At 28.7% G+C, this 13231-nt stretch carries 12 protein-coding genes; 7 read left to right on the top strand and 5 right to left on the bottom strand.

What is annotated here, in order from left to right; genetic code table 11:
• Positions 1-271: 271 nt before the first annotated feature.
• Together NLO413_RS03850 and panC are read right to left on the bottom strand one after the other, a co-directional pair.
• Positions 272-784: a gamma carbonic anhydrase family protein gene (locus tag NLO413_RS03850; protein WP_045809172.1), complete on the bottom strand. Its 513-nt coding sequence runs from the start codon at positions 782-784 to the stop codon at positions 272-274.
• A 6-nt stretch (positions 785-790) separates the two neighbouring features.
• Positions 791-1630 (bottom strand): pantoate--beta-alanine ligase, encoded by an 840-nt coding sequence (panC, locus tag NLO413_RS03845; RefSeq protein ID WP_045809171.1) that lies wholly within the window; start codon positions 1628-1630, stop codon positions 791-793.
• 541 nt (positions 1631-2171) lie between these two features.
• Between panC and NLO413_RS03840 the strand changes: the two genes are divergently transcribed.
• Complete coding sequence (locus NLO413_RS03840; protein WP_045809170.1) at positions 2172-3284, top strand: D-alanyl-D-alanine carboxypeptidase family protein; 1113 nt, start codon at positions 2172-2174, stop codon at positions 3282-3284.
• Here NLO413_RS03840 and NLO413_RS03835 read toward each other — a convergent pair.
• Both NLO413_RS03835 and NLO413_RS03830 read right to left on the bottom strand, forming a co-directional pair.
• A complete protein-coding gene (locus NLO413_RS03835; RefSeq protein WP_045809169.1) occupies positions 3281-4459 on the bottom strand; it encodes a protein-disulfide reductase DsbD family protein in 1179 nt (392 codons plus the stop codon). The two genes, NLO413_RS03840 and NLO413_RS03835, sit on opposite strands and share 4 nt — an antisense overlap.
• Before the next feature lie 113 nt (positions 4460-4572).
• Positions 4573-4845: an FAD assembly factor SdhE gene (locus NLO413_RS03830; protein WP_045809168.1), complete on the bottom strand. Its 273-nt coding sequence runs from the start codon at positions 4843-4845 to the stop codon at positions 4573-4575.
• Between the two features lie 106 nt (positions 4846-4951).
• On the opposite strand from NLO413_RS03830, the gene rseP reads away from it, so the two are divergent.
• Genes rseP through purH form a run of 5 tightly spaced genes read left to right on the top strand, consistent with a single transcriptional unit; the run spans position 4952 to position 10915 of the window.
• Complete coding sequence (rseP, locus tag NLO413_RS03825) at positions 4952-6070, top strand: RIP metalloprotease RseP (protein WP_045809167.1); 1119 nt, start codon at positions 4952-4954, stop codon at positions 6068-6070.
• Positions 6071-6074: 4 nt separating this feature from the next.
• Positions 6075-8390 (top strand): outer membrane protein assembly factor BamA, encoded by a 2316-nt coding sequence (gene bamA, locus NLO413_RS03820; protein ID WP_045809166.1) that lies wholly within the window; start codon positions 6075-6077, stop codon positions 8388-8390.
• 2 nt (positions 8391-8392) lie between these two features.
• Positions 8393-8935: an OmpH/Skp family outer membrane protein gene (locus NLO413_RS03815; protein WP_045809165.1), complete on the top strand. Its 543-nt coding sequence runs from the start codon at positions 8393-8395 to the stop codon at positions 8933-8935.
• A 13-nt stretch (positions 8936-8948) separates the two neighbouring features.
• The gene (gene fabZ / locus NLO413_RS03810) at positions 8949-9395 is read left to right on the top strand and encodes a 3-hydroxyacyl-ACP dehydratase FabZ (RefSeq protein WP_045809164.1); all 447 of its coding nucleotides are present in this window, start codon (positions 8949-8951) and stop codon (positions 9393-9395) included.
• A gap of 8 nt (positions 9396-9403) precedes the next feature.
• A complete protein-coding gene (purH, locus tag NLO413_RS03805) occupies positions 9404-10915 on the top strand; it encodes a bifunctional phosphoribosylaminoimidazolecarboxamide formyltransferase/IMP cyclohydrolase (RefSeq protein ID WP_045809163.1) in 1512 nt (503 codons plus the stop codon).
• A gap of 155 nt (positions 10916-11070) precedes the next feature.
• Here the strand turns inward: purH and pgsA are convergent, their stop codons facing one another.
• Positions 11071-11622, bottom strand: coding sequence for a CDP-diacylglycerol--glycerol-3-phosphate 3-phosphatidyltransferase (gene pgsA, locus NLO413_RS03800; protein ID WP_045809162.1), 552 nt, complete (start codon positions 11620-11622; stop codon positions 11071-11073).
• A 165-nt stretch (positions 11623-11787) separates the two neighbouring features.
• On the opposite strand from pgsA, the gene NLO413_RS03795 reads away from it, so the two are divergent.
• Positions 11788-13077 carry a cbb3-type cytochrome c oxidase subunit I gene (locus tag NLO413_RS03795; RefSeq protein ID WP_045809161.1) on the top strand — a complete coding sequence of 430 codons (1290 nt, stop codon included), beginning with the start codon at positions 11788-11790 and terminating at the stop codon, positions 13075-13077.
• The last annotated feature ends 154 nt before the right edge of the window (positions 13078-13231 follow it).

Genomic DNA, 13231 nt, shown 5'->3' with positions numbered 1-13231 from the left:
GTAGATCAGAGTAAATATTTATCAAATCTTTCTAAAAATGACACAATTATAAAATATAAACGAATTATTAAATAATCAATACAAAATGTATGTATATTATTTAATAAGCTAATACAGTTTGAAATAAAATTTATAATCCTTCTAGTATATCAATACATAGTTAAAATAAAAAATTTCCATAAGCTTTAAAGTGTTAACACACACTTAAAATCACTAGACACTCACATAAAGGCTAAAATCTAATATTTCCTTAAACAAACATCACGTACAATTATTTTGAGTACTTACGAGACAGTTCTATATAATTATGCGCTGATTCATCAATATGCAACATTTCTTCTTCAGAAAGTTTACGAAAAAATTTTGCAGGCCTACCAGACCATAACTCTCCGCTCTTTACTATTTTACCTTTTGTAAGTATTGAACCTGCAGCTAGCATACTATAATTTTCCATTATTGCATTATCCATGACAATAGATCCCATACCAATAAAAACTTTATCAAAAATTGTACATGCATGTAATATAGCACAATGACCAATTGTAACCATTTTACCAATTCTTGTATCCCCATTATTTCTATCAACATGTATTACTGTACCATCCTGAACATTAGTACCATCATCAATATAAATCTCACCTACATCACCACGCAAGACCGCGTTATACCATATACTAACATTTTTTTTTATAAACACTTTCCCTATAATAAAAGCACCATCCGCAACAAATGCACAATCATCTATTACAGGAAAACTACCTTGATATTTAATAAAACAACTCACTACACATTAAACTATAAGTAAATTATCAATAAGTCTACACTTCCCTAAATAAGCTGCAACAAAAATCCTTGCTGGTTCTCTAAAAAAATTTATCTCTTCTAAAGTATCATTATCACGCACTTGCAAATAATCAAGTACAAATCCTTTATCTTGAAAAGATTGCTTTCCACTTTCAATAATATCACATAATTTGTAAGGTTCATCCTTTAACCTTTTCGCTATATCAACCAACGCATGATATATGTAATTTGCTGTACATTTTTGTTCTTCACTTAAATATTTATGACGTGATGACAATGCTAATCCATTATTAGTTCTTATTGTAGCACCTTGCAAAATCTCAATATCTATATTTAAGTCCTGAAACAATTTACGTGTTAAAAATAACATTTGATAATCTTTTTCTCCTAGAATCATAAACTGTACTTTTGTTTGCATTACAAGTTTTAATAAAACTGTCATAATTCCATCGAAATATTTTACTCTAGATAGTCCACATAATTCTTTAGATAATTTACCAACATTTACAGTAGTTGAAAACCCGCTAGGATACATAAGACTGCTTATAGGCAAGTACACAACATCTACTCCAGCCTTTTCACATTTTTCACAATCATGTTTTTCACTTCTTGGATAACTCTCATAATCTTCACCATGTGAGAATTGTAAAGGATTAACAAAGATACTCAATATTACTTTATCAACTTTTTCCTTAATAACGTTTACCAAGGATAAATGTCCATCATGTAAAGCACCCATAGTTGGTACTAACCCAACTTTATAGTTACTATCACAAAATTGCTTTACACAACTTTTAATAGAAACAATATCCCTCATAATTTGCATACTAAATACCTACCTTAGCTAAAACTACACTACTGATATTATAAACATAGGGGTTAATATGCAAAGTAAAATAGTTTATACCTTAAATTTTTCTTACACAGTGAATTTTCCCCAACACACAAAACATATAGTATCGCAACCTTTAAAAAATTTCATGTCTTCTGCTGAATATTATAAATAAATACAAAACCATTACCTTACACTATATCTACTAGCCTACATTCAATTATAATTTTGATAATATAATTAATAATGCTAAATACTATATCATAAAATACACTAAAAAAGCATTTAACAAAATTATCATACAATAATAGCTAATATTAAATATCAACAAACTTTAAATATTGAAATTCTTAGCGCAAAATTTTAGTTCAAATATTGAAAATCATGCAAAATATTTAATAATACCATTTACAATCTATTGCTGATATCAATATTAAACATATTTATATATCATTTATAATTTAGTTGTTGATATCAATATTAAACATAAGTATAAATAAAGCACACAAATTTAAGATACACAAACTCAGTAATAATGCATATAGTAACATTCTTAACGCTTTCGCTTTTTATTTTTACAACTAGCTCGCTGAATGCTTTTCAATTATATACCAAAGCTCCTAATGCTATAGTTTTTGAGCTTAACTCTAACTCAATTTTGTTTGCACGAAATGCAGAAGAGAAAATTGTACCTTCTTCCATGAGTAAGCTTATGACTCTTTATATCGCATTTCAATACTTAAAAGCAGGTATCATAAAAATGGATGATAAGTTCGTTGTAAGTAAAAGTGCTTGGCAAAGGGGTGGTTCTTCAATATTTCTTCGTGAGGGACAGCAAGTAAAAGTGCGTGATTTAATTAATGGCATTGTTGTTGCATCAGGAAATGATGCATGTATTACTCTTGCAGAAGGTATTTCTGGATCACAACAAAACTTCGTCGACGAAATGAATAATATGGCACAAAAACTAGGTTTAACAAAAAGCCACTTTAGCAATGTTACTGGATGGCCTGACGAAAATCATTTAATGTCAGCAAAAGATATAGTATTTTTATCTGTGAGAATATTTAAAGATTTCCCAGAATATTACCATCTCTTTAGCCAAAAAGATTTTACTTACAATAATATCTATCAGAAAAATAACAATATTTTACTTCAATATAATATCGGTGTTGATGGAATTAAAACTGGTCATACCAATAAAGGCGGATATGGCTTAATAGCATCGGCAGAGCAAAATAGTAGGCGCATTTTTGTTGTTGTAAGTGGACTTAAACATGAAACAGAGCGTGTTTCCGAAGCAAAAAAACTCATCTCATACTCTTTTAATAATTTTAACACAAAAACAATATTTCATAAGAATTCTCAAATTGATCAAGCAACTGTATGGTATGGTAAAGATAAAGTTGTACCATTAACTATCCATGATGATGTTACAGTTACTTATCACAATAATTCTTATGACAAAATTAAAGCATTTATTTCTCGAAATAATATTATTCCTGCACCAATAAGAAAGGGACAAAAAGTTGGTGAATTACACATACAAATACCAGAATTAGGGGAAAAGGTAGTTCCTGTATATGCAATGAAAAATGTGAGATCCTTAAATTATTTTGAAAAAATATTACACATGTTATTATATTAATAATCATTTAAAGTGTCCTTGAGGATTTTGCTGCTTAAAAGCTGTGGTAAGATTTTGACTTTATTTCCATTAACATACAAGATATAAAATGGTATGCTACTTTGCTTCATTTTATCAAGATAAGCTGCAATATCATTGTCTTTATTAGTCCAATCAGCTTTCATATAAATTATTCTTTTTTTGGAAAGTAACTCTTGAATATCTTTAGATTCTAATACCTGTTCATTTAATTTACATGTTAAACACCATTCCGCTCCTATAGCAAGAAATACAGACTTCCCTTTGTTTAACAAAACATTAAGCTTTTCCTGAGAAAACTCTATACTCCTTGAAGCAGTAGCAACATAGAAAACCTTATTAGTATAATAAAAAGAAAGTACGATCACTAGTACAATGGATAAAGGTAATAAAAATTTAAAACAACCTTTATCAATAAACTTAAGCGCCCAAATACCCGCAATAATTAAAACAACACCACATAAAGCTGGAAATAAAAATACTATACCCTTCTGCTTAACCAAAATATATAATAACCATATCGCAGATATATACATAGGGAATGACAAAAATTCCTTTAAAATCTCCATCCATTTTCCAGGTCTTGGTATAAAAAACAACAATTTAGGAAAAAAAGATATTAACAAATAAGGAAATGCTATTCCTAGTCCTATCGCTTGAAATATTATAATAGAATATATACTAGGATACATTATAGCAAAACTTACAGCAGATACCATAAAAGGTGCTGTACAAGGTGTCGCAATAAAAGTTGATAGTATTCCTGATAGAAAATTACCTAACATACCAGATTGAACATTATAACCTACAAATCCTGGCAATACAATATTAAGAAACCCTGAAAAAAATAATCCCACTAAAAAAGTAATATACATCAGTATTACTATAAATACTGAAGACTGCATTTGAAATCCCCATCCTATTAAAGATCCCGTATGACGTAATATTAATAATATAATAGATAAAACAAACATACTAGACATAATACCAGCTGCATATACTATACCATTAATTCTATAGCCATTTTTACAAGTACCGCCTTGTACTAATGACATGATTTTCAATGATAAAATAGGAAATACACAAGGCATACAATTCAAAATGATACCACCAATAAAAGCACAGAAAATTGTATAAAATAGACCAAGAGTACTCATACAAAATCATTATTAATAAATTTACTAAACATCAAATACATATGTAAGCTTTATTCACCTACAATAAATAATTTTTCAATGACCTCATCTTACTAAAATGTAAATTCAGTATCTTATTCAATTAAATTAACATTTGCCTTATTAAAAGAAATAATACGCTCCATTAACTTATTTACTAACAAAGGAATAGGCTGTTTACCAGTAATATACTCATACAGCAATTTATCATCCATATCAACTATCTTTTCATATTCACTAATTTCTTGATCATCTAATAAAAAAATGCACTGTACTGCAAATCCTCCAAGTAATATGTCAATTTCTTTACACCCTCTATGTAAGCTTCTATACAGCAGTTTTTTTCTTTTTTCATTAATATCTAACATTATTTACACGTATTTATTGGATTTATTACAGATAAGTATTACATATTCTATTGTCAAACACATTAATATAATATATATTGCACTTTTAAAAGTAAGTTAGCATCTTATGATATACTTGACTAAAATATTTAGTGCTGCTAATGATAGCTTTTTTTATTTATCGTCGTTTATATTTATAATTTCCATTATAGTTTTTATCCATGAGTATGGACACTATATTGTTGCTAAAATTTGTAACGTAAAAATTGAAACATTCTCCATAGGTTTTGGTCCTGAACTATTTGGTATCAAAGATAAGTCAGGTACAAGATGGAAATTCAGCTTAATTCCTATAGGTGGCTACGTAAAAATGTTTGGTGATGCAAATATTGCCAGCACTGGTGCAACATCAAGTAACTTAACAGCTGAAGAAAAGCTGTATGCATTTTATGAGAAATCTCTATTGCAAAAGTTTTGCATTGCTTTTGCTGGTCCACTTGCTAACCTACTATTTGCCGTAATAATTTTAACAGTATTTTTCAACGTGCAAGGAATAATGCACCCTCTAGCAGTTGTTGGTAAAATAGAAAAGAATAGTGCCGCAGAAAAAGCAGGTTTAGTCGCAGGAGATGTTATTTTAAAAATTAATAACCATGATATTAAGTGGTTTAAAGACATCCAAAAATATGTTATAGAAAATGGTAATCAAAAACTATCAATTCTATATTTACGACAAAATGTACAAGATACAACTACTATTTATCCAGAAATGCGTACTGTAGGAAAATCACAAATACCATTTTTAGGAATTTTAGCAAGTCAACTTCGTCAAGATTATCAACTGCAAAAGTTATCTGTTACTTCAGCATTTACTAACTCCTGTATATATACTTACAATTTAATTTACACAACTCTACTTATGATATGGCAAATGATCACTGGACAACGTAGTATTAATGAGCTGGGTGGTCCAATACAAATTGCCAAGTACTCTGGTTATTCTGTAAAAAATAACGAAGTGTTGTGGTTTATGGGAATTATTTCCATTAATCTAGGGATAGTTAATCTACTTCCAATTCCAATGCTTGATGGGGGACATATGTTGCAATATACAATACAAGGCATTTTACGTCGTAAACATATAAGTGCAAAATATCAAAACTATGCAGCAACAATTGGTTTTATATTACTACTGTCTTTAATGATTTTTGCTACCTTCAATGATATAAAAAGCATTTTAAAGTAACCTTATGAAATACGTTGTGTTTATAATTTTAATATTTTCTTTCAATCTAATTAGTACCAATGCATTATCAGCAGAAATCACTTCTGTAAAAATATATGGTAACAAAAGAATAGATAATAATACAATATACTTTTATACAAAACATCCATTAACAGGGAACATTACACAAGCAAATATTGATCAAATCATAAAGAACTTATATTCAACTCACTTATTCTCAAAGGTTGAGGTAAGTATTGAAAATGATACTCAGTTAATTATTAGATTAAAAGAAAATCCTGTAATAAATAATATTTATATAAAAGGTAACAAGGAATTCAACAATAAAGATCTTAAAGACGATGTGCTACAACTAAAAGCACTCAGTGTATTCACTAAAACAAAGTTACGGCATGATATATCTCAATTGTACACTTTGTATCAAAGTAAGGGTAAGTTAGGGGTAAAGATTACGTATGATATTACCGATAAGAGCAATAATAGTATAGACTTAACAATTAATATTAATGAAGGAATAACAGCAAAAATTAAAACAATTAAGTTTATCGGCAACAAGTCATTCACAGATTATCAACTAAAATCACTTCTTACTTCAAAAGAGGTTAAGTTTTTTAAAATTTTTAGCAGTAGTACAAAGTATCTAATTGACAGGTTAATGATTGATCAAGCAAATTTGTACAATTTTTATGCTACTAATGGTTTTATAAATTTTAAAGTTAGATCAATTATATCAGAAGTAAGTGATGATTATTCAAGTGTAAATATTATATTTTCTTTAGAAGAAGGGAATCGATATAAGTTTGGCACTAGTACCATATTTACAGATAAAAATTTCATTGGTAACAAAGATATAAAATCACATCTGCAAAAACTTATACAATCACAACAAGGAAACGTTTTTAACATAACAAAAGTTAACAATTCAATTTCTGCAATTACATCATACCTTAATAATCAAGGTAACCTCTTTTCAACTGCAAAAAGCGAACATGAAATAATTGAAAAAGACAATATTGTAAATGTTAAATACATAGTATATACAGGTGACCATGTATATATAAATAATATTAATATCAAAAATAATACTCGCACTTTAGATTCTGTAATAAGACGTCAATTAAGCATCTCAGAAGGTGATGTATATAATTCATCCACAGTAAAAACATCACAACAAAATGTGCTTAATTTGGGTTTCTTTGAGGATGTAAACGTAGAAACTCAAAAAATTAATGACAATTCCGTTGACTTAAATTTTAATGTTAAGGAAAGAGGTACAGGTTCTTTTGACATAGGTGCAGGGTTTTCTTCAATGACAGGCCTTGTAGGGAAGATTAACATAAAAGAGCGCAATATATTAGGTACTGGTAAAACCTTTGCTATTAAACTTGAAAGATCTATTACAAACTTTTCAGGTGCAGCAGATTTAATAACACCTTACTTTTTAGACAGCAATATATCCTTAGGAATAGGGTTATTTTATTCACAACAGAAAAACCAAGCTAATGAACAGCGGGTATTACCTTCAGATACCTCTGTTTTTAGTAGTAGCAGTATGGGTTTTTCTACAAGATTATCACATAATATTACAAACAACATAATAGGTGCTCTGCAGTATTCATATAAGTATAATCACATATATGATGTAAGCAGATATGCATCTATTTTAATAAGGGAACAAAAAGGAAAAAATATAGACTCTTCTATTGGTTATTCACTAATTTACAGTAGCATAGATAATATGTACCAACCAAAAAATGGTATTTTTGCTAAAATAGAACAGTCTCTATCCGGCATTGGTGGTACTTTGCATTATATAAAAACTGAAGGTTCTGCAACATATCTTCATCCTATTTTACAAAAAATTAATAATGACATTATTTTTAAAATAAAGTCATCATTAGGGTATGTATTTGCTTACAACAATGAAGGAATAAAAATAGGACAAAGATTCTTTATTGGAAGCAATGATATTAGAGGATTTAGTATTTCTGGTATAGGACCTAGAGATAAAATAACCCATGATGCATTGGGTGGTAATTTTTACTTCAGTCTTATCAATCAGGTTGACTTTCCTATAGGACTGCCAGATAATTTAGGAATTAAAGGATCACTATTTATTGATGCAGCAACTTTATTTGGAATTGACTCTGAAATGCACAATAATTATGACAGCAGTAAGTCCTTAAGAATTGCGATTGGATTTGGTTTTTCATGGAAATCCCCTTTCGGACCAGTAAGGATAGATTTTGGGTTCCCAATTAAACAAGAAAAATTTGATATAAAATACGTGCCAAGATTTTCTCCAGATACAGGTATATAACAATGAAATTAAAATCATACATAATGCTTTTTGGTATCTTTTATAGCTTTAACGCTTTTGCTATAGATAATAAGTCAATGGTATTTGTTAACCGAGATAAAATCATGACTGAAGCACTTGTTGTAAAAGATATTAGAAATCAAATAGATACAAGACGTTCTGATTTACAAAAAGAATTTTCACATAGAGAAGAAAATCTTCACAAAGATGAAGATGAGTTAGCAAAACAAAAAAGCATATTAAGCTCTGAAGCATTTAATGCAAAGGTTAATGAGTTTAAAAAGAAAGTTGAAGATCTACAAAAAGACATTACAAACAAGAGATCAGAACTTGAAAATATGTATATGAGCTCTATGGAACAAGTATACAGTAAAATTAAACAAATTTCTGAGGACATAGCTCAAAAGGATAATATAAGTCTTGTGCTATTTTTAATGGACAACCAAGTGCTTTTTTATGATTCTAGCATTGACATATCTAGTCAAGTATTAAATGTACTGAACAAAGAGCTGTCTAGAGTGGATATTAAAAAAAATATACACTAGTTTATTATAGCATATGAAGTTTGATATTAAACAAGTTTTAAAAATTCTTCCTCATGCCTATCCTTTTATATTAATTGATAGAGTTATTGAGTGTAAGCCTAGTAAATCTGCCATAGCAATAAAAAATGTTACTTTTAATGAACCTTTTTTTACAGGACATTTCCCTAATAATCCTATAATGCCAGGAGTACTAATAATTGAAGCTATGGCACAAACTTCTATGATATGTATAGCAAGTGGTTTTAGGGATGAAGTACCTAAAGGGTCAGTTTATTTTCTTTCTATTGACTCAGCAAAATTTCGTAAGGTAGTCATTCCTGGAGATACTATTGTTATTGATGTTAATGTAATACATCAAAGAAAAAATACTTGTAGATTTAAGTGTAATGCATATGTTAACAATCAGCTAGTTACCGACGCTCACATTCTAGCAATGATTAACAATAGTAATTTAAATTAAGGTCATATATGGAAATAAAGACAGCTATTATATCTGTGTACGATAAAACAAATATTATAGATCTTGCAAAATTTTTAGTTGAACGCAATATAAAAATCATTGCAACACATAGCACGTACGAAACTTTAAAAGAAGCAAATATTAGCGCTACAGAAATATCTGAATACATTAACTATCCTGAAATTCTTAATGGTAGAGTAAAAACCTTACATCCTAAAATTTATTCAGGCATTCTCAATAAAAGAAATGAGCATGATAAGGAAATACACAAACTTGCAATAAGTAATATAGATTTAGTGATTGTCAACTTATATCCCTTCATAAAAATCGTAAGTAATACATCTTCTACAGAGAACGATATCATTGAGAACATAGACATAGGTGGCATATCTCTTATAAGAGCAGCAGGAAAAAACTTCCACTATGTAACAGTGATAAGCAACATAAATGACTATCAAGATTTAAAACAAGAGCTTATCAACAATAATAACTCTACAACCTTAAAGTATAGGCAATATTTAGCAAAAAAAGCCTTTGCACTCACGTCAACATACGATGCTGACATTTACAATTGGTTTAGCAGTAGTGAACAATTTCCAGAAAAACTTATCATACATGGAAATAAAGTACAAAATTTAAGAATTGGAGAAAATCCACACCAAAAAGCTGCTTTATACACAAGTTGTCCTAATAAAAGTTTTCCTATTGAACAATTGCACGGAAAGGAGTTAAGTCACAATAATATTACGGACATTGAATCTGCTATAAACATAGTATATGAATTTCAAGTACCAGCAGTATCAATAATTAAGCACAATAACCCATGTGGAGTTGCAATTGCTGATAATATTACAGAAGCATATAACAAGGCAATTGCATGTGACACAAAAAGCAGTTTTGGAGGCATAATTGCATTAAACAAAAGCGTCAATTCAGATATAGCGCAAAAGATTAGCGATCTCTTCATAGAAGTAGTTATTGCACCAGAATTTGATCAGCAAGCCTTAGAACTTTTAAAAACAAAAAAAAATATTCGACTACTCTTATTCAAACCATCAAATGCTGCAAATATTGTTTTAAAAAGTGTAATTGGAGGCTTTCTAGCACAAGAAAGAAACAATAACAATATTTTATCCCATGATTTTAAGCAAGTTACCAAATTATCAGCATCTCAAGATATAATATCAGATCTATTATTTGCATGGAAAGTGTGTAAATATGTAAAATCTAATGCTATAGTAATTGCACGCAATGGATCCACTCTTGGCATTGGTGCTGGACAAATGAGCAGAATTGATAGTGTAAAAATTGCTATAAGTAAAGCAAAAAACTGTACTAATTCAGTATTAGCATCCGATGGTTTTTTTCCATTTGAAGATAGTATCATAATAAGTTCACAAGCAAACATTACAGCAATTGTTCAACCTGGAGGATCAATTCGCGATAAAACAATAATCCAAGAGGCAGATAAGCACAAAATCTCTATGTTTTTTACTAACATCAGAAATTTCTATCATTAGTATTACAACTACCCAAAATATTTAAACGTTAGCATTATGTTTAAAATTTCAGCTTGATTTGAATATTGAATTCACCAAGTCTTTTAAAGACTACACACACGTACAATATATCCAGAATATACAGCTAACTTGTAATAACTAACACTTTTGAATATTTAATCACTAATTCTTTTAAAGGCTATACATACGTACACATATCCAGAATATACAGTCAATATTGTTGCAACAACTAACATTACTTCACCAATAAGTATAACAGTTTTATCGTTTACAATGAGCATCCCAACAGCCACCATTTGAATTACCGTTTTGATCTTTCCTAATTTATTTACAGGCACTTTTATATTCATAGTAATTAAAAATTCACGTAATCCAGAAATTAGTATTTCCCTACATATCATTATAATAATAAATATTACAGTAATACTCGTAATCTTATGTATGTAAGTTAACATAATAACAGTAGATATAAAAATAAGTTTATCAGCTATTGGATCAAACAACTTACCAAATTTCGACTGTGTCTTCCACATACGTGCAAGATATCCATCAAATAAATCTGTAATACATGCAAAAACATATATAGTAAGTGTTATAATAGAAGAATTACTATTTTCTATATAAAAACTTATCACTATTGCAGGAATTGCCATCATCCTAAACACTGTTAATAGGTTAGGCAAAACCTTACGCAAATAATTCACCATACATATAATCCAAATTATTTCATTCTAATAATATAACTTCAACATTTTAAACATCAAAGATCTTTACGGGTTAACACTATAATGATATGTATAATATATTTTATATAAAACATCAAAGTAAGTTTTAAATCGGTAGTATTTGTATATTTGTCATAATTTTTAATAATGAAATTCATCAATAACAGCAATTTTAATCTATGTAAAAAATGGTTATTTTTAGGCTTATGTGCATTATCTGTATCTGGAATACTATCAATTATTATAGTTCTTTTAAGGTTACCCTTTTTTAAAGCACTTTTATATTCATACAATAACATATTTGATATATCTCTTGTAATACATGTGAATTTATCAGTACTAGTCTGGATGTGCTCCATTATTGCCATAATTTCAAATTTAATAATTAATAACAATACAAATACAAGATTTTTGCACTACCTATGGATATTATCTTTTTGCGGCACCATTTTAATGATTTTGTCCGCCTTTATGCCAAATACTGTTGCCATTAAAAATAACTATATTCCTGTTATTGACAATTGTACATTCTTTATAGGCTTATGGTTATTTTTACTAAGTATTACACTAAATTCTATATTGTCAGTACAATATTCTAATTGTAACAAACATGTTATATTCACAGGAGTAAAAGGAATCGCAATTATGTTTATCACTGTTATTGCATGTTTTATTATTGCATATACAACTATTGATAAAACTTCTGACAACTTGTTATTCTATGAAAATCTATTTTGGGGAGGTGGACACTTACTACAAGCTGTTTTTAGTCAAGCATTACTTATAGTATATCTTATAATGATAAATAAAAAACTCTTACATATTTCAAAAGTGGTGTTTTACATAAACACTATTTCTGTAATTTTTGCCGTTTTTTCTTATGCATTATATCCTATTACTTCACCATCTTTAGTAAATTTCTTTACATGGCATATGCGTGTTGCAGAAGGAATAATACCTATATTTCTAATTGTACTTGTACTATATAATATAAAATCCTTAATAAAGTACCATAATCATCATCTATTATGTTCTGTCATATTATTTACATATGGTGGTATTCTAGGAATCATGAGCATAAATGGCACTGTTACAATACCTGCACACTATCATGGATCTATAGTAGGAATGACTATAGCATTTATGGGATTCTTATACTGGCTAATACCAAAATTAAATCTTTGTCAAGTCAATATACACCTTAGTAATTGTCAAATATATATCTATAGCATAGGGCAATTTTTACACATCACTGGATTACAGATATTAGGTGGTTATGGAGCTTTACGTAAAGTAACATATTTACCTAACACTGTATCAGTATTAGCAAAAATTTGTTTTGCATTTGGAGGTATAACGGCAATTATTGGTGGATGCCTATTTGTAATAATACTGCTAAGGATATATTACAAAAATACTTCTAAAATATACAACTAATACAAAAACCTATTTATTATCAAAGCAGCACATAGTAATTTAAATATATAAAGTCACATTAAATAACTTTTTTACATATCCTGCACAAATACATATATTTGGTTTAATATTAATACCATAGCTAAGATTGCTAACATTCAATAGAGTTACACTT

Source organism: Candidatus Neoehrlichia procyonis str. RAC413 (genome assembly GCF_000964795.1).
Lineage (GTDB): Bacteria > Pseudomonadota > Alphaproteobacteria > Rickettsiales > Anaplasmataceae > Neoehrlichia > Neoehrlichia procyonis.
This window is presented reverse-complemented; position numbering and strand designations above follow the sequence as displayed.

What these genes read in the sequence shown, in the direction of transcription:
- panC (WP_045809171.1), bottom strand. Translation starts at nt 1,630, where the DNA reads ATGCAAATTATGAGGGATATTGTTTCTATTAAAAGTTGTGTAAAGCAA.
- NLO413_RS03840 (WP_045809170.1), top strand. Translation starts at nt 2,172, where the DNA reads ATGCATATAGTAACATTCTTAACGCTTTCGCTTTTTATTTTTACAACT.
- NLO413_RS03835 (WP_045809169.1), bottom strand. Translation starts at nt 4,459, where the DNA reads ATGAGTACTCTTGGTCTATTTTATACAATTTTCTGTGCTTTTATTGGT.
- NLO413_RS03830 (WP_045809168.1), bottom strand. Translation starts at nt 4,845, where the DNA reads ATGTTAGATATTAATGAAAAAAGAAAAAAACTGCTGTATAGAAGCTTA.
- rseP (WP_045809167.1), top strand. Translation starts at nt 4,952, where the DNA reads ATGATATACTTGACTAAAATATTTAGTGCTGCTAATGATAGCTTTTTT.
- bamA (WP_045809166.1), top strand. Translation starts at nt 6,075, where the DNA reads ATGAAATACGTTGTGTTTATAATTTTAATATTTTCTTTCAATCTAATT.
- NLO413_RS03815 (WP_045809165.1), top strand. Translation starts at nt 8,393, where the DNA reads ATGAAATTAAAATCATACATAATGCTTTTTGGTATCTTTTATAGCTTT.
- fabZ (WP_045809164.1), top strand. Translation starts at nt 8,949, where the DNA reads ATGAAGTTTGATATTAAACAAGTTTTAAAAATTCTTCCTCATGCCTAT.
- purH (WP_045809163.1), top strand. Translation starts at nt 9,404, where the DNA reads ATGGAAATAAAGACAGCTATTATATCTGTGTACGATAAAACAAATATT.
- pgsA (WP_045809162.1), bottom strand. Translation starts at nt 11,622, where the DNA reads ATGGTGAATTATTTGCGTAAGGTTTTGCCTAACCTATTAACAGTGTTT.
- NLO413_RS03795 (WP_045809161.1), top strand. Translation starts at nt 11,788, where the DNA reads ATGAAATTCATCAATAACAGCAATTTTAATCTATGTAAAAAATGGTTA.